This is a genomic window from Aliiroseovarius sp. PrR006 (genome assembly GCF_010500215.1).
Classification (GTDB): Bacteria; Pseudomonadota; Alphaproteobacteria; order Rhodobacterales; family Rhodobacteraceae; genus Aliiroseovarius.
In genome coordinates this window covers 1,312,436-1,338,327 of the sequence record NZ_JAAGOY010000004.1, presented here as the reverse complement: position 1 = coordinate 1,338,327, position 25,892 = coordinate 1,312,436, and the positions used below count along the sequence as shown (strand labels likewise).

Genomic DNA, 25,892 nt, shown 5'->3' with positions numbered 1-25,892 from the left:
CCTACAGGCTCACGAAGTGAGCCCCCTTGGCCTTAGAACTCCATCCAGATCGTGACTGGACCGTCATTCACCAGCGACACTTTCATGTCCGCGCCGAAACGCCCCTGCGCCACTTCAATCCCGTGACCGCGTAGCTGGTCTGCGAAGTATTCATAAAGCCGCTCGCCCTCGTCCGGGCGGGCTGCTGTAGAAAACCCCGGACGGTTCCCGCGCGAGGTGTCGGCGGCCAGCGTGAACTGGCTGACCACAAGCGCCGTCCCGCCCGTATCCAGCAAGGACCGGTTCATCTTGTCCGCGTCATCCTTGAAGATCCGCAGTTTCGAGATTTTGGCCGCCAGCGTGTCGGCATTCGCCTCGGCGTCGCCTTCCATCGCGCAGACCAGAACCAGAAGGCCGGGGCCGATCTCGCCAATAACCTCGCCGTCGACACGAACCGCAGCCTCGCTAACGCGTTGGATCAAAGCTCTCATTTACTGTCCTTTCCGTGCCAATGCACCCACTCGTCCAAATCCGCCCGTTCGGTGCGGAACCTGTTGGCGGGGTGCTCCTCGTCGCTCAAACCAAAGGCAATGCCACACAGGATCACGCGATCGTCTGGCAGATTAAACCAGTCGCGCAGGAAGGGCGCGAACGCGGCCACGGCGGCTTGTGGGATTGTTGCGACACCTTGGGCGGTGGCAGCCAGACAGAACCCGGTCACGAAGCCCCCGCAATCCAGATAGGCATAGGGGCCAAGCTCGGCGGGAGCGGTGATCAGGGCGATATGCGGGGCGCCGAAGAAGCGGAAGTTTTCCAGCATCTGCTGACCGGATGCGGCGCGATCCCCCGGCGCTACACCCACGCTTTTGTAAAGTTGCAAGCCACAGGTCTTGCGGCGGCGTTGATGCAGCCCGGTATAGGCGCTGGGCCAGTCTATATCCGGCGTCTGCGCGGATTGCATCGCGTGGGCATAGAAGGCATCGCGCAGGCGGTCGGTTTCGGACGCGGTGGTCACTTCAACCTGCCACGGCTGCGCGTTACACCAGCTTGGCACCTTTTGGGCCGAGCGCAAGATTTGTTCGATCACCGGCGTGGGGATCGGATCCGGGCGGAAGGCACGGCAGGAATGGCGGGCGCTCAGAAGCGTGTCGAATTGGTCGGGAGTCATCGGCTGCCCTCTATTGGCTTTGCGCCGACAGATAGCCGATCACACCGGCCACGATCAGTCCCAAAATCACAGCAAAGGCGATTTTCCAGACCGAGTAGGGGCGTTCCCCTTGTACACGACCATTCTGCCCGTTCACCACAAACCGATAGGTCTTGCCGCGATACTTGTAGGCGGCCAGCCAAACCGGCAGCAGGATGTGCTTGAAGGTCAGATCGGACATTTCCGTGTCCATCGAACTGACGCGCTGACGGTCCCCGCCAATGTCAAATTTCACATCGCGCAGGATGACGCGGTTCATATACTCGCGCGCTTCGTCAAAGCCCTCGTCCAGATCGACGGTGTAGCCCTCGGCGCGGAAGCCTGCCAGAAACTCGGGGCGATAGGGCTCCAATCGCGACAGATCCCACGGCTCCAGCGCGTCGGTGTATTTCTTGGGAAGACCACGAGAGGCCAGCACCAGCACGTCATCAAAGAACCGCGCCACCCGGCCCGAGACCGAGGTCCAGCGGACATGTGTCGTCGTGCGCGTTTCGCGTTTGCCATTTACCATGACGGTGCGTGTGCGTTGGTGCTCGGTCCCGCGCTGGCCGGTATATCGCGTTTTGGTGTCCGCATCGAAGGTCCAATAGGGCACATAAATGCCCGTCATCTTGCGCCCCTTGCGGGCGTACTCCTGCAACCCGTTCGGCGCAAACCAGAGTCGACCCAGCCAGTCGCTCATGGCTTTGTGAGCCTCGCGTTCCTCTAATTCAAACGGGGCGAGCCCTTTGGGCTTGATATGCCGATGCGTGCCGGTGTCAGTCACAACTGGTGTGGCGCAGAAGGGGCATTCTGCAGCATGGGTGGCCGCGTCAAATTCGAACTGAGCGGCGCAGTTCGGGCAGGCGACCACACGGGTTTCTTCCAGTTCGTGATCCGGCAGATCAGCGGACAGGGCGCGTTTCAGGTCCAGCTCGCGGATGACGGCCTGTGGCGGTTGGCGATCCTCGATCGGAGCCTTGAAGCCACAATGGTCACAGGTCAGCTGGTTGTGCTCGGGATCGAACCGCAGATCTGCCCCGCATTGGTCGCAGGGAAAGCGATGTTCTTCGACGGGCGATTGGGTGTCTTCGCGCGGATAGGTCATCCGGAGGAAACCTTGTCTCGAGGAAAGGGGAAGGGCGACCCGGTCGGATCGCCCGACGACTTAGGCACCGGGCGGGGGCGGCGGCAAGATGGTGAAGAGCTGTGCCAGCTCGGCCACATCCTCGGCGCGCATCCAGCCGTCTTGGCCGGGGGTCCAGACGTGGCTGTCGCGGGTCAGACTGCCTGCAGCGGCCATGCGCCCGATTGCGGCCTTGGAAAACGGACCTTTGGTATTGCCGTTCTCGGCCACGTGCCAGACGCGTTCCAGCGGCGGAGGAGGCGGTGTTTGTGCGCGCGGTGCCGCCGGGGCAGCAGGGGCGGCGCCCCACGGGCCGGACTGCATCTGACCGGCCATGCCCATACCCATCGCAGCACCCATACCAGCGCCCATCGACGATGCCATGGCCGAGTTCTCGGCCCCCATCGCCTCGGCCGCGTTGAACTTCATGTAGTTGTCTAGATTGCCAGCGATGCCCATCGAGGTGCGCTTGTCCATCACCGCCTCGACCGCGGGGGGAAGCGAGATGTTTTCGATATAGAATTCAGGGATCGACAGGCCGTAATCGGCGACAATGCCGGTGATCTCGGCGGCGACAATTTTGCCCAGATCAGCAGTGTTGGCGGCCATGTCCAGAACCGGAATGCCCGCGCCTGCGATCACGCGGCTGAAGGCCTGCACGATGATGTTGCGGATCTGGAAGCTGATCTCGTCCATCGTGAATTCGCCATCAGTGCCGACGATTTCCACAAGAAACTTCGCTGGGTCCGTCACGCGGACCGAGTAAGTGCCATAGGCGCGGATGCGGGTCGGGCCGAATTCCGGATCGCGCAGCATGATCGGGTTCTTGGTGCCCCATTTCAGATCGTTGAAACGGGTCGTGTTGACGTAATAAACCTCGGACTTGAAAGGCGACTTGAAGCCGTGATCCCAGTGGTTCAGCGTCGTCAGGATCGGCATGTTGTTGGTTTCAAGCATGTAAAGGCCGGGCGTGAACACATCCGCCAGCTGGCCTTCATGCACGAACACGGCGGCCTGACCTTCGCGCACGGTCAGCTTCGCGCCGTACTTGATCTCGTGATCTTCGCGCTCAAAGCGCCAGACCATCGTGTCGCGCGTGTCATCCACCCAATGAATGACGTCGATGAATTCTCCGGTCAGAAAATCAAGAATACCCATGGTTAAATCCTCCTAGGGGGCAATGGGGTCACGCAGAGCCGCCCATAAGTTCGGCTGCAATTTTGGTAAAGATCGGGCGCGCCTCGTCGGCGGTCATACCGGGCTGCAGACGCTTGTCATAGAGCATCTGCAACAACAGCTCGTCATGCGAGGTAAGAAGCCCGAATTCGTCGGAATCGTTAAAGATCGAGGGACGCGCCAAGGGGCTGTCATTGGGTAGGCCAAGGCCTTGCGCCAGTTCCTCGTGGATGCAGGCCGTGCGCATCAGGTCGGGCAGCTCGGCGCGGATCACGGCGACGGCGCGCTCGATACGGTTATCGTCATCGCGGTCTCCGGCGAAGACAACGCATTGTGTGTCGCGATTCAGATTAGCGATTTGATAGAGATCGGCGTCACTTATGCCTGGCACCGCACGACGGAGTGCCGTCGCACTCGCGCGGCGCTCGCTCTCGGTCAGGATGAAGACGGTGAAGTTCACACCAATCGGAACGGCACCCGAGGCGGCGCTGATCTGGTGGCCCGTCAAGCGGGCCAGTCGGGCGACATAGGGCGCAAAGACCTGCCGGTCGACCTCGCGCTGTTCCTCGGGTACCGCGTCCCCGAAGTTCAGCCCGAAACGCACAGGCCGGGTCCACCGGGTCAACTTGACGGCGTGTTCCTGTGTGATCCGGCGATTGCCCACACGAGTGTATTCGCTGTTGAAGGCGATGCGTTCAAAATTCCGCGCCAGCATTGCGTCGGTGAAGGGCGTGTCGGGACCACCGCCATCCCTACGCAACTGATCATGCACCAGACGGCTGGCCTGTATCTTGGCGTAGTAGTTCCGAAGATAGGCACTGTTGTCTTTCGCGGGGTTAATCGTCAGATGCGGAAGGGTTTCGACAGGCTGAGGCGGCGCCGAGGCAGGCGTCTGCAACGTGCAGCCCGCCATAGCAGTCAGGGCTGTCATCGCAATAACGGCCCCTGTGATTTTGTGAAACGCGGTTCTGCTCACCTGCTTGCCTCTCGCCCTTCTTAGCTGTCCGACACGCTTTCGGCCAGATTGTGACCTGATGCGGTGCCGCGTGCCTTCGCGGCTGCCAAAGTCTCTTTCAGCTCGGCTTCCATTTTCACCAGTTCTTCTTCGGCAGCGGCGCGTTTGGCTTTGCCCTCGTCTGCGATGGCCAGGCTTTCCTCGATCGTGGCGATCAGGGTGGCGTTGGCCGATTTCACCGCTTCGATGTCGAAGACACCGCGCTCCATTTCCTGACGGACCATGCGGTTGGCCTCTTGCAGGTTTTCGGCATTGGCGGTCAAAAGCTCGTTGGTCAGGTCAGTGGCGTCTTTCACGGCGGCAGCAGCCTCGGACGAGCGCTGGATGGTCACGGCTTGCGCCAGCTGGGTTTCCCAAAGCGGTACTGTGTTCACCAAGGTCGAGTTGATCTTGGTCACCAGTGACTTGTCGTTTTCCTGAACAAGACGGATCGAGGGCAGCGACTGCATCGTCACCTGACGGGTCAGCTTCAGGTCATGCACCCGGCGTTCCAGATCGTCACGCGCGGCGCGCAGGTCGCGCAGTTCCTGTGCCTTGATCACGCCATCCTCTTCGGGGGCGGCGGCGACCTCGGCCTCTTTTGCGGGGACTACGGTGTCGTCCAGCTCGGCCAGTTTGGCTTCACCGGCGGCGATGTACAGAGCCAGCTCATCATAGAAATCGAGTGTTTTCTCATAGAGCTTGTCGAGCGATTTGATGTCTTTCAGAAGCACATGTTCGTGGTTCAGCAGGTTGTCGGTGATCTTGTCGATCTGACCCTGAACATCCTCGTAACGCGCCATGAACTTGGCTGCAGGCGCCATGCGGCCCAGCAGTTTTTCCCACCAGCTGCGCTTGCGGCGCATGTCCAATTCGCTGATCGAGAAGCCGCGGATCGTGGTCACGATATTGCGTAGGCTGTCGCCCGCCGGGCCAACATCCTTGTTGCGCACGCCCTGCAGCATGTCTTGGCTGATCACCTGCAATTCCGACTGCGCGGCCGAGCCGAATTCGATGATCGACTGCGTGTTCGTCATGTCGATTTCGTCCATGCGCTTCTGGATTTCGGCGCTGGTGGGCTCATCTGCCTCCGCCAGAGGGACCAGAGCGGTCGAGGGTTCGGGCAGGATCACAGCGGTGGTGTCCTCAATCTCTTTCAGGGCGGCTTGCGCCTGTTCGCGGGTCGTCTGGGTCATCACATTATCCTCGTCACTTAATCTTCGCTGCGCACGCCTTCGCGTGCCAATCTCTCCCGCAGCACCTCGATTTCGACATCAAGATCGCTGCGATCATCTTTTAGGAATTGCTTCGTTTTGGCTGCGAAATTTGCTTCCAAATCATCCAGCAGGATTTCGTAGTCGGCCAACGCGCCGCCATGCGGGTCGCGCAGGTGGATGTCGACAAATTTGGTCGTCGCGTCACGCGCGCCCAGCAGGTAGACGCCCAGATATTTCCGGGCCGATGTCAGGTCGCGGGGGTCGTCTTCGACCGTGCGGAACATGTCGCGGGCGGTGGCGATGAACTGATCAAGGCGCGCTTCGACGCGGCGGTCGCGGATGCGAGAAATGGCCTCGCGCATAGCGTTCAGATGCTTTTCAGCCTCACCCACGGCACGAGCAACGCGGTCAGTTTGGAACTCGTCCACGCCCTCGGCGCCTTTGTTGCGCAGGGGGTCGGGGCCAAACGCGGCCAGATGCAGACCCGACCCGAGCACACCAAAGATCGCGGCATTCAGGACCGAGCCCCCCGCAAAACCCACCAGCGCCAGACCAGCCCCCATCAGGGCCGCACCGAACAGTTTGCGCGGGATCGCGGGGCGGCGCGCAATTTTACGGGCGTCATAGGCCTGATGGGCCATCACGCCATCGCGGGTCAGCCACGCTGACGCGATCAGAATGCCGAACGCCATAAGGGTCAGGGCCATCTCGGTCGGTGGTTGAAAAAACGCACGGATCGCAAGGGGCAGGGGGGCAAGAAACAGAAAGTTCACCCGCCCGGCACTGCGGGCCGGTTCTTGTCCGTCGAACGGACGGCGAGTGGGCGGCGGCGTTTTGGGCTGTCCACCGGGGCTGAAGTCGCCCCCATATCGCTGTGCCATTACGCGCCTCCCATGATCGAAACATAGAGGATCAGCGCGAGAAGCATAAAGAATGCAGTTTTCTGCAATCCATTTTCCGACACGTTCAGGTCCCTTCCAAAAACGGCGCGTCTAAAGCCTATAAGGCCGGGACGCGAACACGCGCGTGCGGCCTTTCAGATCAACACGTTCCATGTGTTTTGTATCAGGAAGAAGAATAAGCCCGGTGGGGTGATAAACAAGGGGGAATGGTTTTACAGGCTCCCCCTTGGCGGGAAATTACGCACCGCAATGGGCGGCGCAATCTGTTCGGCCAAGACATGCTGCTTTGGGATTAATATGGCGAATGTCTGGGCGCACGCGTCAACGTGAATGTGTCGTTCTACGCAATCCGCCATGCGTATGTCGTTTTTGAATGGCGTGCGGTGCTGCGGGACCGTTATGATATATGGGTGCTTCAAGGGGATCATCATGGCGCTGGACGACAAAAAAGGCATCTGGAAATCGGGCAAAGGCAAAGGGCGTCGGACGCCGAAGGGCCGTCAGCTGAATATGGATGCGCTGGAGCGTGTGCAGGCTTTGCTTGGCGACCGTCCGCGTCGCCGCGATCTGCTGATCGAGTTTTTGCACCTGATTCAGGACGAATACGGCCATTTGTCGGCTGACCACATCCGCGCGCTGGCGCAGGAAATGGGCACCGGACAGGCCGAGATTTACGAGGTCGCCAGCTTCTATGCCCATTTCGACGTGGTGAAAGAAGGTGAGACGCCTCCGCCCGCTTTGACCATCCGCGTTTGTGATTCCCTGTCCTGCGAACTGGCTGGCGCCGAAGCGCTGCAAAAGGCGCTTGAAGACGGGTTGGATGCCTCGGAAGTGCGCGTCGTGCGTGCGCCGTGCATGGGTCGTTGCGATACCGCGCCGGTGCTGGAGCTGGGCCACAACCACATTGACCACGCCACGTTTGACAAAACGCTGGCAGCGCTGCAGGCCGATGACACCCACGCCCACATCCCCGACTATCAAGATCTGGCCGCGTATCAGGCCGAGGGTGGCTATGCCAAGCTGGCCGAGCTACGCGACGGTGGTGACTGGAAGGACGTTCAGGAAACCGTTCTGAACGCCGGCCTGCGCGGCCTTGGTGGCGCGGGCTTCCCCTCGGGCACCAAATGGGGCTTCGTGCGCGCCAACGAAGGTCCGCGCTATCTGGCCGTGAATGGCGACGAGGGCGAGCCTGGCACGTTCAAAGACCGCTATTATCTGGAACGCACCCCACATCTTATGCTGGAAGGCATGCTGATCGCCGCTTGGGCGGTCGAGGCTGAGACCTGCTTTATCTACATGCGCGATGAATACCCCGCAGTGCTGGACATCCTGCGACGTGAGATTGCAGCGCTGGAAGTCGCGGGCATCGTCGCCCCCGGCTTTATCGACCTGCGCCGCGGTGCAGGTGCGTATATCTGCGGTGAAGAAAGCGCGATGATCGAGTCGATCGAGGGCAAACGTGGCGAACCACGTCACCGCCCGCCCTTCGTGGCTCAAGTCGGCATCTTTAACCGCCCGACCTTGGTCCACAACGTCGAGACCCTGCTGTGGGTCGCCCGCATCATGCGCGAAGGCCCAGAGATCCTGACCTCGGTCGAGAAGAATGGCCGCAAGGGGCTGCGTTCGTATTCCGTTTCGGGTCGCGTTGCCAAACCGGGTGTGCATCTGCTGCCCGCGGGCTCGACCATCACCGACATCATCGAGGCTGCCGGTGGCATGGCCGAGGGTCACAGCTTCAAAGCCTATCAACCGGGTGGCCCGTCCTCGGGTCTGTTGCCCGCGTCGATGGCGGATATCCCGCTGGACTTCGACACGCTGCAGCCGCATGGCACCTTCATCGGCTCGGCCGCCGTCGTGGTTCTGTCCGACAAAGACAGCGCCAAGGAAGCCGCTTTGAACATGCTGCGGTTCTTCGAGGATGAAAGCTGCGGTCAGTGCACCCCTTGCCGTGTCGGTTGCGAGAAAGCTGTGAAGCTGATGCAGGCGGACAAGTGGGATCAGGATCTGCTGGAAGAGCTGAGCCAGACGATGGTTGACGCATCAATCTGTGGTCTGGGGCAGGCGGCGCCGAACCCGATCCGTCTGACCATGAAGCACTTCCCCGACGAAGTCTGATCTTCCAAGTACGGTAACGTCATGCTTGACCCGCGCGTCATGCGCGGGTTGGCTGGGCGCGTGTTGGCGGTGGTCAATGCGCCGTTAACCCATTTGGATTACGCAAAGACATGGCTCAACTGCCCCTTATCCTAGGCCTTCTGATCTCACTGGCCTATTTCCCGCTGACATCGCGCCCGGCCTCGTGGCCGCGCTCGCTCATCAAGACGATCCCGCTTTCGGTGTTCTCGCTGGCGGCCTATCTTGGCGGAGGCTCTGCCTATTTGGTCGCCGGATTGTTCCTGTCTGCGCTGGGCGATTTCGGTCTATCGCGCGACGGGGATGGCCCGTTCCTCTATGGTCTGTCCGCTTTCGCCTTGGCGCATCTGCTCTACATTCTGCATTTTCTGGGTCTGTCGGGTGCCCCCATCTATGAAGTATTCACTACCGCGCCCATCCCTGCGCTTGTGCTAGTGGGCCTGATGGTCTCGACCGAGGTTTGGTTGGCGACACACACAGGACACTTGCAATGGCCGGTGCGGATCTATGTGATCATCATCGGCGTGATGGGCCTGACGGCTCTGGCGCTGCCCTTTGGTTTAACGGTCATCGGTGCGGGCTTGTTCATCATCTCGGACGTCATTTTGGCGATCAGCCTGTTTCGGATGTCCGATACCTATCACCACCGGCTGAAAGCGGGTTATGCGATCTGGGGCTTCTATATTGCCGGGCAGGTGCTGATCCTTCTGGGCGGGCTGGCTGCGCTGTAGTTAGTAAGGCTTGAAGCCCCCCTTCCATCCGACCCGATTGTGGCTTACTTGGAAAGGAAAGGGACTATGAGGGCGCTTAGATGGCATTCTTCTCGAAACTGAAGGACCGGTTGTTCAAATCGTCGTCGAAGCTTGAAGAAGGGCTTGAGGCGATCGTCGAGGATGGCGGCGAGGAAGAGCTGGTCGAGGCCACTGAGGCTGAGGCACCGGAACCTGCACCCGTTGACGTACAAGCGCCAGTCGAGGAAGCAACGCCCGAGCCCGAGCCCGAGCCCGAGCCTGTTGCCGTTGCCGAAACTCCTGCCGACGCTTCACCGGAACCGGAACCGGAACCGGAACCCATTGCGCAACCCGTTGAAGCCCTTGTTGAATCCGTACCCGAAGAAGCCGCCAAACCCGGTCTTCTTGGCCGCATGTTTGGTCGTCGCGAAGCGCAGAAAGTTGTGCGCCGCACGGTTGATGATGACATGCTGGAAAGCCTTGAAGACCTGATGATTACGTCTGATATGGGCGTCGATACCGCGATGCGCGTGACGGCCAACATCTCGGAAAGCCACTACGGTAAAAAGCTCTCGGTGAATGAAATCAAGGCCGTGCTGGCCAATGAAGTCACACGGATTATGGAACCCGTGGCCGTTCCGCTGCCGATTTACCCCAAGCGCCCGCAGGTCGTGCTGATCGTTGGCGTCAACGGTGCGGGCAAGACCACAACCATCGGTAAGCTGGCCAGCCAGTTCACCGCCGCAGGCAAGAAGGTTGTGATCGCCGCAGGGGATACGTTCCGCGCAGCAGCGGTCGAGCAGCTTCAGGTCTGGGGAGATCGCGCTGGTGTGCCGGTCCTGACCGCGCCCGAAGGATCCGATCCCGCATCGCTGGCTTTTGACGCCATGACGCAAGCCGAGGCCGATGGCGCAGACCTTCTGATGATCGACACGGCGGGGCGTCTGCAGAACCGTTCCGACCTGATGGAAGAGCTGGCCAAGATTGTTCGGGTCATCAAGAAAAAAGACGAGACCGCGCCGCACAACACGCTGTTGGTGCTGGATGCGACTACCGGGCAGAACGCGCTGTCTCAGGTCGGCACATTCCAAGATCTGGCCGATGTGTCGGGCCTTGTCATGACCAAGCTGGACGGCACCGCGAAAGGCGGCGTACTGGTCGCGCTGGCCGATAAGTTCGCCCTGCCCATTCACGCGATTGGCGTGGGCGAGCAGATCGACGATCTGGCCCCGTTCGACCCCGAAGAATTTGCCCGTGCCTTGATCGGCATCACGGATTGATCCGGGATGAGCGACTGGCTCACCTCGCTTGAAGGAACGCCCGCCGGGCATGACCTTGCACTGGCGCTGGCGTTGTTTGCCGCGTTCCTGCATGCGCTGTTCGGCGCGCTTCAGAAAGGGCGCCATGATCCGTGGTTATCGCGCGGTGCGATTGATTTCAGCTATGGTGTAATCGCGGCCCCCTTTGCACTGTTCGTGGTCCCGTGGCCCGAGCCGCATATGTGGCCGATCTTCGCCATCGTGTTCTTGATCCACGTGGGCTACAAGCTCGCGCAGAGCTATACCTATGTGCTGGGGTCGTACACGGTGGTTTATCCCGTGGTGCGCGGGACCGGGCCTTTGTTCACGGTCATCGGCGCTGGCTTCCTGTTCGGCGAGACCTTCACCGGGGCCCAATGGGTGGGCGTTCTGACCCTTGTGGCCGGGATCTTTGCCTTGGCCGCGTACAACCTGCGCCATTGGCCGCTGGGGCGCGCACAATTGAAACCGGCACTTGCCATGGCGGTTCTGACCGGCGGTTTCGTGGCCGCCTATACCACCTATGACGCCTATGGCATTCGCGCGACGGCGGACCCGTTTACCTTTCTTGCGTGGTTCTTTTTTATCGACGGGTTCTTCATGCCGGTGATTGCAGCCCTTAGATGGAAAAACATGGCCGAGCGTCCTGCGCTTGCTCCCTTGATGGGGCGCGGTGTTTTGGGCGCGTTCGTGGCGTATTTCAGCTTCGGCTCGATCATGTTGGCCACACGGCTGGGCGGCGTGGGTGAGGCGGCGGTGCTGCGTGAAACCTCGACCGTGTTTGCGGCCCTGATCGGCTGGATCGTGCTGGGCGAGAAGGTCGGACCGCGACGGCTGGTGATGATGGCTTTGATCGCGGCAGGTGCCGTGCTAGTCGAAATGGGCGGATGAAGGAGTTCCCATGACCGAGAAACAGGTAAATCCCGCCCTGCGTGGCGCGCTGGAATATGGACCGATCATCCTGTTTTTCGCCGCCTATACGTTCCTGAAAGACCAGAGCTTCATGGTCGCGGGGACCGAGTATTCCGGCTTTGTCGCTGTCACCGCAATGTTCATCCCGGTGCTGGTCGCGGCCACGCTTGCCATGTGGAAGCTGACTGGGCACCTGTCGAAAATGCAGATTGTGACGCTGGTCTTGGTGATCGGGTTCGGCGGGTTGTCGATCTGGTTCAACGACGAACGCTTCTTCAAGATGAAGCCTACGATGATCTATCTGCTATTCGCGGGGCTTCTGGGCTTTGGCCTGATGCGCGGTGAAAGCTATCTTGAGGCGGTGATGGACAAGGCGCTGCCGCTGGAGCGTCAGGGCTGGATGCTTTTGACCAAGCGGCTTGCCATCTTCTTCCTGCTTCTAGCCGTCGCGAACGAGGCGATCTGGCGCATGATGTCCACCGATGCCTGGGTGAACTTTAAAACCTTCGGGCTGCCTGCGGCGACATTCGGGTTCTTCATGTCTCAGGCGGGTTTATTCAAGCGGTTCGGGACGGACGAAGAAGCGTCCTAAGTCCGCCCCGACGGCAGGGAATTATCGTCTGAACAGAAGATCCTGCGCTTTGCGGTCTGTTTGCAGATTGCTGCGCAGTTCCGCGGCCACTGCGCGCCCGCGCTGAACGGCGGGGCGTGCGCCGACCTCTTCGAGCCACCGCGCCAAGTGCGGTTTGTCGTCCAGATCCTGCTGCTGACCTTCCCAAAGCGACGCCCAGCCCCAGCAGGCCATATCCGCGATAGAGAAGAAGTCGCCCGCCAGATAGCGGTTCTCGGCCAGACGCCGATCCATGACGCCATAAAGTCGGGCAACCTCGGCCCGGTAGCGATCCTTGGCATAGGGCAGATCCTGCGGCGGATCCATCGCCGGGGCGTATTTCAGGAAGTGATGTGCCTGCCCGGCCATCGGACCCAGTCCGCCCATTTGCCACATCAGCCACTCGTCGACGGCAATCCGATCCCGCTCGGTTTCGCCATAGAACTTCCCGGTCTTGCGGGCGAGGTATTGCAGGATTGCCCCGCTTTCAAACACGGAAATGGGTGCGCCATCCGGCCCGTCTGGGTCAATAATTGCGGGCATCCTGTTATTCGGCGCGATCTCAAGAAACTCGGGCGCGAATTGATCACCTGCACCGATATTGATCAGCTTCACCTCGTAAGGCAGGCCCATCTCTTCCAGAGCGATCGAGATTTTCCAGCCGTTCGGTGTAGGCCAATAGTAAAGTTCAATGGGATTGGGCATCGTGTTTCCTTTTTGCGTCCCATTGAACTTGGGTGTCCGTCACGAAATGACAAGTATGCAGCTTTCACGATATGGCGAGCCAGTCTTTCGTTGCTCTTGACGCCTTAGTTTACAGGCGATATGGCGATGTTCGAGGCGATTTGTCCACCGGATTGCGGGCCTCGTAAAATATTCCGCTAAAGAGGTCAGGGTAGGCGGGGCATCCCGTGTTGCAATCCCCCGACGCTCGCTGCGGTGGGGGTTTTTTTGTGCGAAAGGAACGCGCGATGACAAAATGGGGTAAACGGACTGAAGCCGTGCATGGTGGCGTGCGCCGCAGCCAGTATAACGAGCTGTCCGAGGCCATGTTCATGACGCAGGCATTCGTCTATCCGACCGCGGAAGCCGCCGAGCAGCGCTTTATCGAAAGTGGCCAGGACGAGTTCATCTATGCGCGGTACGGCAATCCCACCAACCGCATGTTCGAAGACCGCATTGCGGCGATGGAGGGCACGGAAGACGCCTTCGCCTGTGCCTCGGGCATGGCTGCAGTGAACGGCGCGTTGATGGCCCTGACGCAGGCGGGCGACCACGTTGTGTCCTCGCGCGCTTTGTTTGGGTCCTGCCTTTACGTGCTCGAGGATATTCTGGGCCGGTTTGGCGTGGAAATCACTCTGGTCGACGGCACAGATAACCAAGCGTGGGAAGACGCGATCCGTCCGGATACCAAACTTGTGTTCCTCGAAGCGATCTCGAATCCGACGCTGGAAGTGATCGACTTGGCCCATGTGGTGAAGCTGGCCCATGCGAACGGTGCTTTGGTCGTGGTGGACAACGCGATGCCGACACCGATCTTTTCCTACGCGACCGAGCTGGGCGCCGACCTTGTGGTCTACTCGACGACCAAGCACGTTGATGGTCAAGGCCGGATGCTGGGCGGCGCGATCTGCGGCTCGCGCGAGCTGATCCGTGGTCCGATCGAGACCTATGTCAAGCACACGGGCGGGGCGATCAATCCGTTCGCCGCATGGACGCATCTGAAAGCTCTGGAAACGCTGGATTTGCGTGTGCGGGCGCAGGCAGATGCTGCGCTGAAAGTCGCGGATGCGCTGCAGGGCCATCCGAAGCTGTCGCGGATCAGCTTTCCGACTCACCCGTCGCACCCGCAGTATGACATTGCGATCCAACAGGCACCTTCGGGCGGCACCGTGTTAGCAATCGAGGTGGACGGTGGCAAAGAGGCGTGCTTCCGTTTCCTGAACGCGCTTCAGATCTTTACGATTTCGAACAACTTCGCCGATGCTAAATCCATCGCGACCCACCCGGCGACGACCACGCACCAGCGTCTTCCTCAGGAACAGAAAGACATGCTGGGCATCTCGGATGGTTTGGTGCGCTTGTCGATCGGATTGGAAGATGTCGATGATCTGATCGCGGATCTGCTGAACGGCTTGGACGCAGCCTGATCTGTCGCATTTCGTCCTTCACGTTTGGCGTTTATGTGCCAAATGAATATGATAAAGGCGTGCGATAGCAGGATTGGGGGTTCGATATGAACCAGATGAAGCGCAAGGGCGGTGATGCGGTGGATACCGCGCAGGCACAGGATGCCCTCGAAGTTCTGCGTAACTGGGCGGCCTCAGCGGACCCGGTCGAAGTCGCTGCGCTTGATCCGGCCATTGCGCGGCTTCTGCCGTCGGCCGAGTTGCCGAATTACCCCGAGCTGAGCCGTACCTATCCCAGCGATTTCGCGCCGGACGCAGATTACAAGGCGTCGATGCCCGATCTGCAAAACGGTCCCGCCAGCCTGATCCAAGGGGCGAAGCGGCATATTCAGCACGTGGGGATTTCCAATTTCCGCCTGCCGATCCGCTATCACACCCGCGATGGCTCGGACGTGACGTTGGAAACCTCGGTCACCGGGTCGGTCAGCCTTGAGGCTGGCAAGAAGGGCATCAACATGTCGCGCATCATGCGCAGCTTCTATGGTCATGCCGAGAAGACCTTCAGCTTTGACGTGATCGAAGCGGCGCTGGACGACTACAAAACCGATCTGGAAAGCTTGGACGCGCGGATTGAGATGCGCTTTTCCTATCCGGCGCGGGTGGAAAGCCTGCGCTCGGGCCTGTCCGGCTATCAGTACTACGACATCGCGCTGGAGCTGGTGGAACATCGCGGCAAGCGGCGCAAGTTCCTGCATCTGGACTATGTCTACAGCTCGACCTGCCCGTGTTCGCTGGAACTGTCCGAGCACGCCCGCCAGATGCGCGGGCAGCTGGCGACGCCGCATTCGCAGCGTTCGGTCGCGCGGATTTCGGTTGAGAAGATCCACCAGCCCTCGGGCACGTTGTGGTTCGAGGATCTGATTGATCTGTGCCGCGTGGCGGTGCCGACCGAAACGCAGGTGATGGTGAAACGCGAAGACGAACAGGCCTTTGCAGAACTGAACGCCGCGAACCCGATCTTCGTTGAAGACGCCGCGCGCCTGTTCTGCGAGCAATTGCAGCAAGACGACCGGATCGGAGATTTCCGCATCGTTGCCAGCCACCAGGAAAGCCTGCACAGCCACGATGCCGTGTCGATCCTGATCGAAGGCGACACGTTTGAGGCTGAAAGCCTGGATCCCAAGCTGTTCTCGACCCTGTTCCACGTCGGCTAACTGTTAGCGCATAGCAGGATTGCAGATTTGGCAGTGGTTGCGTCACTATTGCTGACCTAACTTGGTGTCAGGGAGGAAACCAACGGCTTTGACAAGAGGTTTCCAATGGCTACGCAAACAACAAATCTCCACACACCAGCATTTTCGCTGTTCGCACCTATCCGCGCTTTTTTTGCGGCAATCGGCCGTGGCTTGGTCGTCGCTGCTGAAAACTCGTCGCGCATGAAGCGGATTGAAGCTCTGAATGCGATGACGGACGAACAACTGGCGGAACGCGGCCTGAAACGCGACGAGATTGTGCGCCACGTTTTTAAGGATTTGATGTACGTCTAAGCAAAGACGTCACTGACGGTGCTTGACACTATGGGCGTAGGGGGCCAACCCTGCGCTCATGTTGGATCTGCGACCTGTCATCTATGTTATCGGGCTTCTTGTCGCCGTTCTGGGCGCAACGATGCTGATCCCGGTCGTGATCGACTTGGCGGACAACAACCCTGATTGGCAGGTGTTTTTGCAAAGCGCCGTCGTGACGATGCTGATCGGCGGATCAATGGCCCTGTCCACCGCAAATGGCGTGGGCAAAGGCCTGACGATCCAACAAACCTTCCTTCTGACCACCGGGGTTTGGGTGGCGCTGCCGATCTTCGGCGCATTGCCTTTTGCCTTGGGCGAGCTTGACGCCCGCCCCGTGGATGCGTTTTTCGAGGCTATGTCCGGTCTGACCACCACCGGCTCAACCGTGTTGTCGGGGCTCGATGATCTGCCAAAGGGGCTTTTGTTCTGGCGCGGGCTTTTGCAGTGGTTTGGCGGCATCGGCATCATTGTTGTGGCGATGGTGTTCCTGCCCGAATTGCGCGTCGGCGGCATGCAGATCTTCCGGTCCGAGGGGTTCGATACCTTCGGCAAGATCCTGCCCCGCGCGACTGAGATCTCGTCGCGTATCTCGGTCATCTATTTTACGCTGACCGCGCTATGTGCGGTGGCCTATTTTGCGCTGGGCATGAACTTTTTCGACGCGGTGACCCATGCGATGACCACCATCGCGACGGGGGGATATGCGAATTATGACGCCTCATTCGGGGCGTTTGGAGCGGGTCCAGAATACGCCGCCGTGGTGTTTATGCTGCTGGCCGCGCTGCCCTTCGTGCGCTACGTGCAGATCCTTCAAGGCACCGCGCGCCCGCTGCTGCATGACCCGCAGGTACGTGGGTTCTTCATGACGCTGGTCGTCATCGTCGCCATCATGGTGCTGTGGCGCTGGTTGGCGGATGGGCAGCTAAGTGAGCAATCGTTGCGCAAAACACTATTCAACCTGACCTCGATCCTGACGGGCACGGGCTATGCCTCGCAGGATTATATGCTGTGGGGCGGCTTCCCGGTGGTCGTGTTCTTTTTCGTGGGTTTGATCGGCGGCTGCGCTGGCTCGACCGCGTGTTCGATCAAGATCTTCCGCTATCAACTACTGCTCTCGTCGATCAAGGCGCAGATCCAGTCGATCCACTCGCCCCATGGGATCTTCACGCCGCGGTTCGGCGGACGCCGCGTGGACGAAGAGGTCCTGTCCTCGGTTATGGGGTTCTTTGTGTTCTTCGTCGTCACCTTGGGCGTGACGGCGGTTGCGCTGGGCCTGACTGGGTTGGACTTCACCACCTCCATGTCGGGCGCTGCGGCGGCTTTGGCCAATATTGGTCCCGGTTTGGGGGATCAGATCGGACCTTCAGGCAACTTTGCCGGACTAAATGACACCGCCAAATGGATCCTGATCGCCGCCATGCTGGTCGGTCGGTTGGAGCTTCTGGCCGTGTTCGTCCTGTTCACGGTGACCTTCTGGCGGGGCTAAGGCACTCCGCGCCAACAAAAAAGGCCCGAGGCGATCTGCCCGGGCCTTCTTGCTTTCTGTGCGCTGAGGATCAGTTCCAGCAGCTAACCAGAACTGTCATATCAGCAGCCTTGGTGTTCAGCTCGACCGGATCGACCGAGGTGACGCTGTCCGTGGCGCTGGTTGTCACGCCGTTCGCGGCCAGGAACGCGGCCACGGTGCCCGCGTCCAATGCAAAGCTGGTGTCGGCGGGCAGGGTGCGACCGGTGGAGCCACCGGCGGGCAGCAACATCCCCATCACGGAACCGCCCGCGTCCAGGACCGGGCCGCCGGCATCGCCGGGCAGGGCGGCAAGGGTCAGGCGGGACAGCTCGGCCTCGCCATTCAGGCCGGTCAGTTCAGACAGGGTGCCAAAGGTCAGGCTGGGCGCGCTCAGGCGACCCTCGTAGGAAAAGCCCGCCACAGCCACGTCCGATTTCAGGCGCGGCTCGGCGGTCAGGAAGGACGCAAACGAGATCGGCGCCTGCGCGGTGGCGGGTTCCAGCAGCGCCAGACCCATCGTGTCGTCCGTGGCGACCACATTGGCGTCAAATTCGTTGTTGATCGAGATACGGGTGCAGGACTGCACGGCCTCGGTCGTGGTCAGGATGCGACCGGCGCCATCTACATAGAAGCCCGAGCGCGAGTATTCCGGCGTGCGGATTTCCAACCCGGACAACAGGTCCAGACTTTGCGTGGCGTCATCCAGCCCGGCGTCATCGGCCAGTGCTTGCGCGCCCAGCGACGCAAAGCTCGCCTTCATGTCACGCAGGGCCAGATCGCGGCGCTTTTCATCGCCCTTGGGCCAGACCAGCGTGAAGCCCTTCACGGTGCCGTCCGTCAGTTTGGCCTGCGTGAAGGAGGAAATCTTGTCGTCGGCACCTTCAATGGTGAACCCGCTCTTGCCACGCGCGCGCGGGCCATCAGTGGGGACGATTTCCAGCGTTTGCAGGATGTCATAGAGGCCAAACAGCGTATTCTGATCTCCGGTCTGGCTGATCATCACCAACTGGACATCACTACCCTCTTTGGATTTGAAATGCAGGAAGGGGGCTTCGTAGCGGTCGAATGTAACCATGCTAGCTGGGATCGCCATCGCAATGCCTGCGTTCTGATCCTCGAACGGGGCCATGCCCAGGGCATCCAGAACAGACTGGTAGCTGTCCAGAAGCACCGCGCGTTGGCGAGTGGTCAGCACGCCAGTCGGATCATAGCCCTTATCCGTCTGCCATGCCGCCATCGAGCGGCGGGTGCCTGCGCCAAACGCGCCGTCAATGGCCGAGGTGTAATAGCCTTCCCACTGCAGCGCGACCTGCAACGCCTTGCGCGCATCGCGATCCAGAGCACGCTCGCTTGCCTGTGCTTCGCGTTTGGTTTCGTCTTGAATGACGACCACCGGTTCGCTTGGGGCTGTAGGAACCACGGCGACGGTTTCGGTTTGCGGCGCGGGGGGCGTTTCGACGGCAGGGGCTTCGATCGGCGCGGCGCCCAGCGTGCTGGCTCCCACAGGCCAGTATTGCTGACGGAACTTGTTGGGCAGCGCGATGAAGCTGTCCTGCGGGATCAGGCCTGCATTCTTCAGGTTGAGTAGCTGCACTTCAGCGGCGCGCTCGGTGTACGGTCCTAGAACGATGGCATACCAATTACCACCGACACGAAATCCGCTTACGCCGTCCAGACGACCTGCATAGGCGCGCGCGCGGGCCTCGGCTTCGCCAAGCGTCGGCTGGGCTTCCACTTGGATCCATCGCACTGTCTGGCCGCTTGTGGCTTGCTGTGCTGCAGCCGGTACCGCCGACAGCAGTGCAACGGCGCTGGTAGCAGACACCGAGGTCACGATAGGAAGAAGGCCGGTGGCCAAGGCAAAGGCAAATTTATTGGTCATGGATCCTCGTCGCCCTAAGGGCAAATTAGGCTGAATTCCGCGCAAGTAACACATCGGCACCTGCGAAGGTCAATATCGCCGCGCCGCCTTTCGGAAATTTCTGCCGCGCTAGGGCAGGAAAACCCAACCCTTGTGCCCGTTTCCCGCGTTGACCCGACCCAGACCAACGCCTATTGAGTGGCAGACTTTGTACAAACCAGTTCAGGGCAGCGCCATGGCCGAGACCAAGACCAAACCGCAATGCTTTCAGGAAATCATCCTGCGGCTTCAGAACTATTGGGCTGAAAAGGGCTGTGCTGTCATGCAGCCTTATGACATGGAGGTGGGCGCTGGTACGTTCCACCCGGCCACCACGTTGCGCTCGCTGGGTTCGCAGCCTTGGGCCGCAGCATACGTGCAGCCATCGCGCCGTCCGACTGATGGCCGCTATGGCGAGAACCCGAACCGGTTGCAGCACTACTATCAGTATCAGGTGCTGATCAAACCCAGCCCGCCCAACCTGCAAGATCTGTATCTGGGCTCGCTCGAAGCCATTGGCATCGACATGGATTTGCACGACATCCGCTTTGTGGAAGACGACTGGGAAAGCCCCACGCTGGGCGCATGGGGGCTGGGCTGGGAGGTCTGGTGCGACGGGATGGAAGTCAGCCAGTTCACCTATTTCCAGCAGGTTGGCGGCCATGACTGCAAACCGGTCTCGGGCGAACTGACTTATGGTCTGGAGCGTCTGGCCATGTATGTGCTGGGCGTCGATCACGTGATGGACATGCCGTTCAACGCGCCGGACGCGCCGATCGCGCTGACCTATGGCGACGTGTTCAAACAGACCGAAGAAGAATACGCGCGCTGGAACTTCGACACGGCCAACACAGACGTGCTTTTGCGCCATTTCGAGGAAGCCGAGGAAGAGTGCCGGATGATCCTTGATCAGGCCTATGACGATCCCAAGACCGGCAAGCGTATCATCATGGCGCACCCGGCCTACGACCAGTGCATCAAGGCCTCGCACCTGTTCAACCTTCTGGACGCGCGTGGCGTGATTTCGGTCACGGAACGCCAGGCCTATATCGGGCGTGTGCGTGCGCTGGCCAAGCTGTGTGCGGATGCCTTCGTGCAGACCGCTGCTGCTGGTTGGACACCGGAAGGGGATGCGGCGTGAGTGGTCGCCTGCTTGGGAGCTTCATCGTGATTACGGCCCTGATCTCTGGCGGCTTGATCTACTGGATCCAGCTGTATGCCTTTTATGACGAGGTTTCGGCCGAGGATGGGATCCGCATGACCAATCTGGTCACCGGCCAGCCTGAAATCGTGCTTTATGACAGCTTCCAAGGCATCGACGCCGACAGCTCGCCCCTGCGCTATCGTGGCTGCTTCAGCACCACGATGAGCCTTGCGATGCTGACCGAGACTTTCGAGCCCTATGAAGAGGCCACGCCCCTGACCGCACCCGGTTGGTTCGACTGCTTTGATGCGGTGCAGATCGGCGCGGACATCGAACAGGGCACCGCCCTGGCCTTTCTGGGCGAACGTAACATCAAAGATGGGGTCGACCGCGTCGTCGCCATCTATCCTGACGGCCGGGGCTTTGCCTGGCATCAGCTGAACGAAAAATATAGCGAGTAAGCGATATGCCTGACCTGCTGATTGAACTCTTTTCCGAAGAAATCCCGGCCCGTATGCAAACGCGCGCGGCAGAGGATCTGAAAAAGCTGGTGACGGACGGTCTGGTCGAGGCTGGCCTGACCTATGCCGGTGCTGCCGCGCTGTCGACACCGCGCCGCCTGACGCTGGCTGTCGAAGGTCTGCTGGCCCAGTCGCCGGATACGTGCGAAGAGCGTAAGGGCCCCAAGGTGGGTGCGCCGGACAAAGCGATCGAGGGCTTCCTGCGCGGTGCAGGCGTAACCCGCGATCAGTTGGAAGAGCGTGAGACCCCCAAGGGTGCCGTCTATTACGCCGCGATCGAAAAGAAAGGTCGCCCCGCGGCCGAGATCATCGCCGAGGTTCTGGAAAACGCCATTCGCAACTTCCCGTGGCCGAAGTCCATGCGCTGGGGCTCAGGCAGCCTGCGCTGGGTGCGTCCGCTGCACTCGATCCTCTGCATTCTGTCGGACGAGGCGGGCGCCACCGTTGTGCCGCTGGACGTGGACGGCATCGCCTCGGGCGATACCACCGAAGGTCACCGCTTCATGGCACCGGGCCGTATCGCCGTGACGGGCTTTGCCGACTACGAAGCCAAACTGAAAGCCGCCAAGGTCATCCTATCGCCTGCCGAGCGTGCCGATCACATCTGGGCCGACGCGCAAAGCGCGGCTTTCGCCCAAGGGCTTGAGATCGTCGAAGATAAAGGACTGCTGGCCGAGGTCGCCGGTCTGGTCGAATGGCCCGTCGTGCTGATGGGCGACATCGCAGAGGACTTCATCCACCTGCCGCCCGAGGTGCTGCAAACCTCGATGAAAGAGCACCAGAAGTTCTTTTCCGTGAAGAACCCGAAAACGGACCGGATCGAGAAATTCATCACCGTCGCCAACCGCGAAACCGCGGATCACGGCGCGACCATTCTGGCAGGCAACCAGAAAGTGCTGTTCGCCCGTCTGGCAGATGCCAAGTTCTTCTGGGAAAACGACATTCGCGTGGCCGAAGCTGGTGGTCAGCCGTGGCTGGATAGCCTTGGCAACGTGACCTTCCACAACAAACTGGGCACGCAGGCCGACCGGATCGACCGGATCGCTGCCATGGCGCGCGCGCTGGCCCCGTCGGTGAACGCTGACGCCAAGCTGACTGAAAAGGCCGCCCGTTGGGCCAAGGCCGATCTATCGTCGGAAATGGTCTATGAGTTCCCCGAATTGCAGGGCCTGATGGGCAAATACTATGCTGCCCCCGCGGGTTATTCGGCTGAAGTTGCTGATGCAGCACTTGAACACTACTCGCCGCTTGGTCCGTCTGATGATGTGCCCTCGGCCCCCGTTTCGGTTGCCGTGGCCATGGCCGATAAGCTGGATACGCTGACCGGATTCTGGGCCATTGACGAAAAACCCACTGGCTCGAAAGACCCGTTTGCACTGCGCCGCGCCGCACTGGGTGTTATTCGCCTTGTGCTGGACAACAACCTGCGGGTTGAGTTGGACAAGCTCTTTGACGCGCAACTTCTGCGTCACGAGATCGCCCTGAACGAAGACGGAGAATCGCGCGCGGCCCTGCTGCGTGATCTGGACAATGAGATCGCGGATCACGGCGTGTTCGGCGCAGCCATCCGCACCGTTCTGGATCACTTTGATGGCGACCTCTCCAAGCACTTGGCCGAGGTCAAGGACAGCCTGCCGGATGTCTCAAGCGATCTTCTGTCCTTCTTCCACGACCGCCTGAAGGTTTATTTGCGCGACAAAGGCATTCGCCATGACGTGATCGACGCCTGCCTTGCGATGCCAGGTAATGACGACCTGACGCTTCTGGTTAAACGGGCCGAGGCCTTGGCCACGTTCCTGTCGACCGAAGACGGCGAGAACCTGATCCAAGGTGTGAAACGCGCGTCGAACATTTTGGCGCAGGCCGAGGACAAAGACGGTGTCGAATACTCCTATGGTGCGGATGTGAAATTCGCCGAGGATGACAGCGAAAAGGCTCTGTTCACTGCGCTTGACGCTGCCGAAGCTGCGATCACCCCGGCGATGGAAGGCGAAGACTTCGCTGCTGCCATGACCGCGATGGCTGCCCTGCGCGCGCCGATTGATGCGTTCTTTGAGGCCGTGCAGATTAACGCGGACAATCAGGTGATCCGGCGCAATCGCCTGAACCTGTTGTCGCGCATTCGCATGATCTGCGGTGGCGTGGCCGATTTGTCCCGCATCGAAGGCTAAGTGTCGGGGCAATGCCCCTTCCGCCATACGATCACGCATGTCCCCCTTGTGTGACAGAACATCCGCGCTATGGTGACGGGTGAAAGGCGGTGCTGCGGTGCAGAAAGATCAAGACTTGGGTTTCACGGAAATCACCCCAACGGCCGAGATTGAAACGTCTCGGCACGGCGGGCGGGCGAAGTGTCTGCAGCGGCTGATCCGGCTGGATATGCCGGTGCCGCGCACGGTGGCGCTTGATTTCGATGCAGTGCATGGCGTGTCGGCCGGGGATCTACCTGATCTGGGCGCGATGCTGTCGCTGTTTGGGTCCGATCCTTTGGTTTCTGTTCGACCGTCATCCGAAGACCCGGACTGGGGCGGGCCGGGGGCCATTCTAAACATCGGTATGAACGACAAAGTGCATGCGCATCTCATCGAAACCCACGGTGAAACAGCCGCCAACGCGTTGTATCTGCGGTTTATTCAGTCCTATGCGGTGCATGTCGGGCGTCTGGACCCGGATGAGTTTGACGCGCTGACGACTCCGACTGCGGATACGCTGCGCGAAGCCTTGGAGCTTTATGAGGAAGAGACCGACGAATACTTCCCGCAAGATCCTAAGGTCCAACTGACGGAAATCCTGCGTTCGATGGCGCGTGCCTGGGAAGGCACGACGGCGCGTCTGCTGCGTCAGGCCAAAGGTGCGCCTGCGGATGCCGGGCTTGGGCTTGTCGTGCAGCAGATGGTGCTGGGTGTTGGCCAGGGGATTTGCGGGTCTGGCGTAATTCAGTTTGTGAATGGTACCACCGGGCACCGCGAAATTCGGGGTCGTTACCTGTGCAAAAGTCAGGGGCGCGATGCGCTGGCGGATGCGGAAGACCGCGATGTCATGTACCTGACCAAAGACCCGCGTGGACGGTCCATCGAGGAGGTGCTGCCGCAGAACTTTGCGGACCTCGTGCGCTACGGGGATTTCTGCCGCGCCCGTCTGCGCGAAGAGATGGAGATCGAGTTCACCATCGAAAATGAAGCGCTGTTTATTCTGGATGCCGTGCGTGTGCCGCGGTCCGAACGGGCCAACGTGCGCATCGCCGTGGGGTTGGCCAAGGACGAAATCATCACCCGCTCCGAGGCCGTTTTGCGCATTCCGCCCCGTGCCTTGGCCGAGCTTCTCCACAGTCAAATCGACCCAGAAGGAACTCGTGATCACTTTGCCAGCGGTATCGCGGCGAGTCCGGGTGCAGCGACTGGCAAGATTGTGTTCAATGCGCGTGCGGCACAGACGCTGGCGTCGCAAGGTGAGAACTGCATTCTGGTGCGCCGCGAAACCAGCCCCGAAGACATTCGCGGGATGCATGCGGCCAAGGGCATCCTGACCATTCGCGGTGGCATCACCAGCCACGCTGCGGTGATTGCGCGTGGTCTTGGTTTGCCCTGCGTTGTCGGGGCTCAGGATCTGACATTGGACAAGCGTAAAGGTAAGCTGCGCGCGGCGGATGGCCGGGTGCTGCGCGAGGGCGACGTGATCACAATTGATGGCAGTGCAGGCGAGGCGCTGGTTGGTGCCGTCGACATGCTGCCGCCGGAACTGGGCGAAAGCTTCCAGACCTTGATGACCTGGGCGGACGAGCTGCGCGACATCGGCGTCCGCGCCAATGCCGACACACCGCCGGATGCGCGTAACGCGCGGATGTTTGCGGCGGAAGGGATCGGGTTGTGCCGGACCGAGCATATGTTCATCGACGATGACCGCCTTCTGGCCATGCGCGAGATGATCTTTGCCGATCACACCGAGGATCGCCGCGCCGCGCTGGATCGTCTGCTGCCCATGCAGCGTGCCGACTTTACCGAGCTGTTCGAGATCATGCAGGGTCAGCCAGTCTGCATCCGTCTGTTCGACCCGCCCCTGCACGAATTCCTGCCCCATGGCCGGGAAGGCTTGCGTGAATTGGCCGAGGCGTTGGACCTACCTTTGAAGGATGTGGAACGCCGCGTGGGCGGATTGCGTGAATTCAACCCGATGTTGGGTATGCGTGGGGTGCGGCTTGGTGTCACGGTGCCCGAAATCTATGACATGCAGGCGCGTGCGATTTTTGAAGCGACCGTCGAGGCCTCGAAATCCGGGGCGCCCGTGGTGCCCGAGGTGATGATCCCGCTGGTGTCCGCCAAGCGCGAGGTCGAGATTGTGAAGGCCCGTGTTGACGCCGTCGCGGCCGCCGTGCGGATCGAGCAAGGGGCCGACTTCACCTATCGCCTGGGCGTGATGGTGGAAACGCCGCGGGCTGCGCTGCGCGCTGGCGAAATTGCGCAGCACGCAGCGTTTATGTCCTTTGGTACCAATGACTTGACCCAGATGACTTATGGCCTGTCACGAGACGATGCGGGGCGTTTCATGGGCGAATATGTGTCTCAGGGTGTGTACGAAGAAGATCCGTTCCACATGCTGGATGCTGATGGTGTGGGGGAATTGCTGGAGATGGGTGCAGAACGTGGTCGGGAAGAAAACGCTGATCTAACCCTGTCGATCTGTGGTGAACATGGTGGCAACCCCGAAAGCATCCGCTTCTGTCGCGATGCGGGGTTTGACTATGTCTCGTGTTCGCCTTTCCGGGTGCCAGTGGCGCGTCTGGCCGCGGCGCATTTGGCGATCACATCTCCGAAATCTAATGTAACGTAAATCGCGCGGGACTAGACGTAACGACAACAAAC

22 protein-coding genes and 1 riboswitch are annotated in these 25,892 nt (G+C 60.5%); of the genes, 13 read left to right on the top strand and 9 right to left on the bottom strand.

Going from position 1 to position 25,892, the window contains the following annotated elements:
* Positions 1 to 32: 32 nt before the first annotated feature.
* From dtd to G0Q00_RS06525, 7 genes are all read right to left on the bottom strand, one after another.
* On the bottom strand, positions 33 to 470 hold the full coding sequence (dtd, locus tag G0Q00_RS06555) for a D-aminoacyl-tRNA deacylase (protein ID WP_163037480.1): 438 nt from the start codon (positions 468 to 470) through the stop codon (positions 33 to 35).
* Complete coding sequence (locus G0Q00_RS06550) at positions 467 to 1,147, bottom strand: nitroreductase (RefSeq protein ID WP_163037478.1); 681 nt, start codon at positions 1,145 to 1,147, stop codon at positions 467 to 469. Before G0Q00_RS06550 ends, dtd begins: the two co-directional genes overlap by 4 nt.
* 10 nt (positions 1,148 to 1,157) lie before the next feature.
* Positions 1,158 to 2,273, bottom strand: coding sequence for a TFIIB-type zinc finger domain-containing protein (locus G0Q00_RS06545; RefSeq protein WP_163037476.1), 1,116 nt, complete (start codon positions 2,271 to 2,273; stop codon positions 1,158 to 1,160).
* Positions 2,274 to 2,333: 60 nt separating this feature from the next.
* Complete coding sequence (locus G0Q00_RS06540; protein WP_163037474.1) at positions 2,334 to 3,449, bottom strand: SPFH domain-containing protein; 1,116 nt, start codon at positions 3,447 to 3,449, stop codon at positions 2,334 to 2,336.
* Positions 3,450 to 3,477: 28 nt separating this feature from the next.
* Positions 3,478 to 4,398, bottom strand: coding sequence for a DUF2927 domain-containing protein (locus G0Q00_RS06535; RefSeq protein ID WP_163037472.1), 921 nt, complete (start codon positions 4,396 to 4,398; stop codon positions 3,478 to 3,480).
* A gap of 65 nt (positions 4,399 to 4,463) precedes the next feature.
* Positions 4,464 to 5,657: a toxic anion resistance protein gene (locus G0Q00_RS06530; protein WP_163037470.1), complete on the bottom strand. Its 1,194-nt coding sequence runs from the start codon at positions 5,655 to 5,657 to the stop codon at positions 4,464 to 4,466.
* A 17-nt stretch (positions 5,658 to 5,674) separates the two neighbouring features.
* A complete protein-coding gene (locus G0Q00_RS06525) occupies positions 5,675 to 6,559 on the bottom strand; it encodes a 5-bromo-4-chloroindolyl phosphate hydrolysis family protein (protein WP_163037468.1) in 885 nt (294 codons plus the stop codon).
* A 450-nt stretch (positions 6,560 to 7,009) separates the two neighbouring features.
* Here G0Q00_RS06525 and G0Q00_RS06520 point away from each other — a divergent pair, with 450 nt between their 5' ends.
* The 5 genes from G0Q00_RS06520 to G0Q00_RS06500 all read left to right on the top strand — a co-directional run bounded on the left by G0Q00_RS06520 (position 7,010) and on the right by G0Q00_RS06500 (position 12,246).
* The gene (locus tag G0Q00_RS06520) at positions 7,010 to 8,695 is read left to right on the top strand and encodes an NAD(P)H-dependent oxidoreductase subunit E (protein WP_203564903.1); all 1,686 of its coding nucleotides are present in this window, start codon (positions 7,010 to 7,012) and stop codon (positions 8,693 to 8,695) included.
* 110 nt (positions 8,696 to 8,805) lie between these two features.
* Positions 8,806 to 9,444, top strand: coding sequence for a lysoplasmalogenase (locus G0Q00_RS06515; protein ID WP_163037465.1), 639 nt, complete (start codon positions 8,806 to 8,808; stop codon positions 9,442 to 9,444).
* A gap of 80 nt (positions 9,445 to 9,524) precedes the next feature.
* A complete protein-coding gene (ftsY, locus tag G0Q00_RS06510) occupies positions 9,525 to 10,724 on the top strand; it encodes a signal recognition particle-docking protein FtsY (protein ID WP_163037463.1) in 1,200 nt (399 codons plus the stop codon).
* A gap of 6 nt (positions 10,725 to 10,730) precedes the next feature.
* The gene (locus tag G0Q00_RS06505; RefSeq protein WP_163037461.1) at positions 10,731 to 11,633 is read left to right on the top strand and encodes an EamA family transporter; all 903 of its coding nucleotides are present in this window, start codon (positions 10,731 to 10,733) and stop codon (positions 11,631 to 11,633) included.
* A gap of 10 nt (positions 11,634 to 11,643) precedes the next feature.
* The gene (locus G0Q00_RS06500) at positions 11,644 to 12,246 is read left to right on the top strand and encodes an inner membrane-spanning protein YciB (protein WP_163037459.1); all 603 of its coding nucleotides are present in this window, start codon (positions 11,644 to 11,646) and stop codon (positions 12,244 to 12,246) included.
* Between the two features lie 21 nt (positions 12,247 to 12,267).
* On the opposite strand, the gene G0Q00_RS06495 is transcribed toward G0Q00_RS06500, so the two are convergent.
* Positions 12,268 to 12,969: a glutathione S-transferase N-terminal domain-containing protein gene (locus G0Q00_RS06495; protein ID WP_163037457.1), complete on the bottom strand. Its 702-nt coding sequence runs from the start codon at positions 12,967 to 12,969 to the stop codon at positions 12,268 to 12,270.
* 122 nt (positions 12,970 to 13,091) lie between these two features.
* A riboswitch (SAM riboswitch) is annotated at positions 13,092 to 13,170 on the top strand.
* Between the two features lie 65 nt (positions 13,171 to 13,235).
* On the opposite strand from G0Q00_RS06495, the gene metZ reads away from it, so the two are divergent.
* The 4 genes from metZ (at position 13,236) to G0Q00_RS06475 (ending at position 17,447) form a co-directional block, all read left to right on the top strand.
* Positions 13,236 to 14,414, top strand: a complete 1,179-nt coding sequence (gene metZ / locus G0Q00_RS06490) for an O-succinylhomoserine sulfhydrylase (RefSeq protein WP_163037455.1) — start codon at positions 13,236 to 13,238, stop codon at positions 14,412 to 14,414.
* Positions 14,415 to 14,500: 86 nt separating this feature from the next.
* Positions 14,501 to 15,607 carry a GTP cyclohydrolase FolE2 gene (gene folE2, locus G0Q00_RS06485; RefSeq protein WP_163037453.1) on the top strand — a complete coding sequence of 369 codons (1,107 nt, stop codon included), beginning with the start codon at positions 14,501 to 14,503 and terminating at the stop codon, positions 15,605 to 15,607.
* A gap of 105 nt (positions 15,608 to 15,712) precedes the next feature.
* A complete protein-coding gene (locus G0Q00_RS06480) occupies positions 15,713 to 15,940 on the top strand; it encodes a DUF1127 domain-containing protein (RefSeq protein ID WP_163037451.1) in 228 nt (75 codons plus the stop codon).
* 58 nt (positions 15,941 to 15,998) lie between these two features.
* Entirely contained in the window at positions 15,999 to 17,447 is a 1,449-nt protein-coding gene (locus G0Q00_RS06475; RefSeq protein ID WP_163037449.1) for a TrkH family potassium uptake protein, read from the top strand.
* 70 nt (positions 17,448 to 17,517) lie between these two features.
* On the opposite strand, the gene G0Q00_RS06470 is transcribed toward G0Q00_RS06475, so the two are convergent.
* The gene (locus G0Q00_RS06470; RefSeq protein ID WP_163037447.1) at positions 17,518 to 19,350 is read right to left on the bottom strand and encodes a trypsin-like peptidase domain-containing protein; all 1,833 of its coding nucleotides are present in this window, start codon (positions 19,348 to 19,350) and stop codon (positions 17,518 to 17,520) included.
* Between the two features lie 214 nt (positions 19,351 to 19,564).
* Between G0Q00_RS06470 and G0Q00_RS06465 the strand changes: the two genes are divergently transcribed.
* The 4 genes from G0Q00_RS06465 to ppdK all read left to right on the top strand — a co-directional run bounded on the left by G0Q00_RS06465 (position 19,565) and on the right by ppdK (position 25,860).
* Positions 19,565 to 20,509, top strand: a complete 945-nt coding sequence (locus G0Q00_RS06465) for a glycine--tRNA ligase subunit alpha (protein ID WP_163037445.1) — start codon at positions 19,565 to 19,567, stop codon at positions 20,507 to 20,509.
* A complete protein-coding gene (locus G0Q00_RS06460; protein ID WP_163037443.1) occupies positions 20,506 to 20,973 on the top strand; it encodes a DUF6446 family protein in 468 nt (155 codons plus the stop codon). The genes G0Q00_RS06465 and G0Q00_RS06460 overlap by 4 nt, the downstream gene beginning before the upstream one ends.
* Positions 20,974 to 20,978: 5 nt before the next feature.
* Positions 20,979 to 23,204, top strand: a complete 2,226-nt coding sequence (glyS, locus tag G0Q00_RS06455; protein ID WP_163037441.1) for a glycine--tRNA ligase subunit beta — start codon at positions 20,979 to 20,981, stop codon at positions 23,202 to 23,204.
* Positions 23,205 to 23,301: 97 nt separating this feature from the next.
* Entirely contained in the window at positions 23,302 to 25,860 is a 2,559-nt protein-coding gene (gene ppdK, locus G0Q00_RS06450) for a pyruvate, phosphate dikinase (RefSeq protein ID WP_163037439.1), read from the top strand.
* Positions 25,861 to 25,892 lie beyond the last annotated feature (32 nt).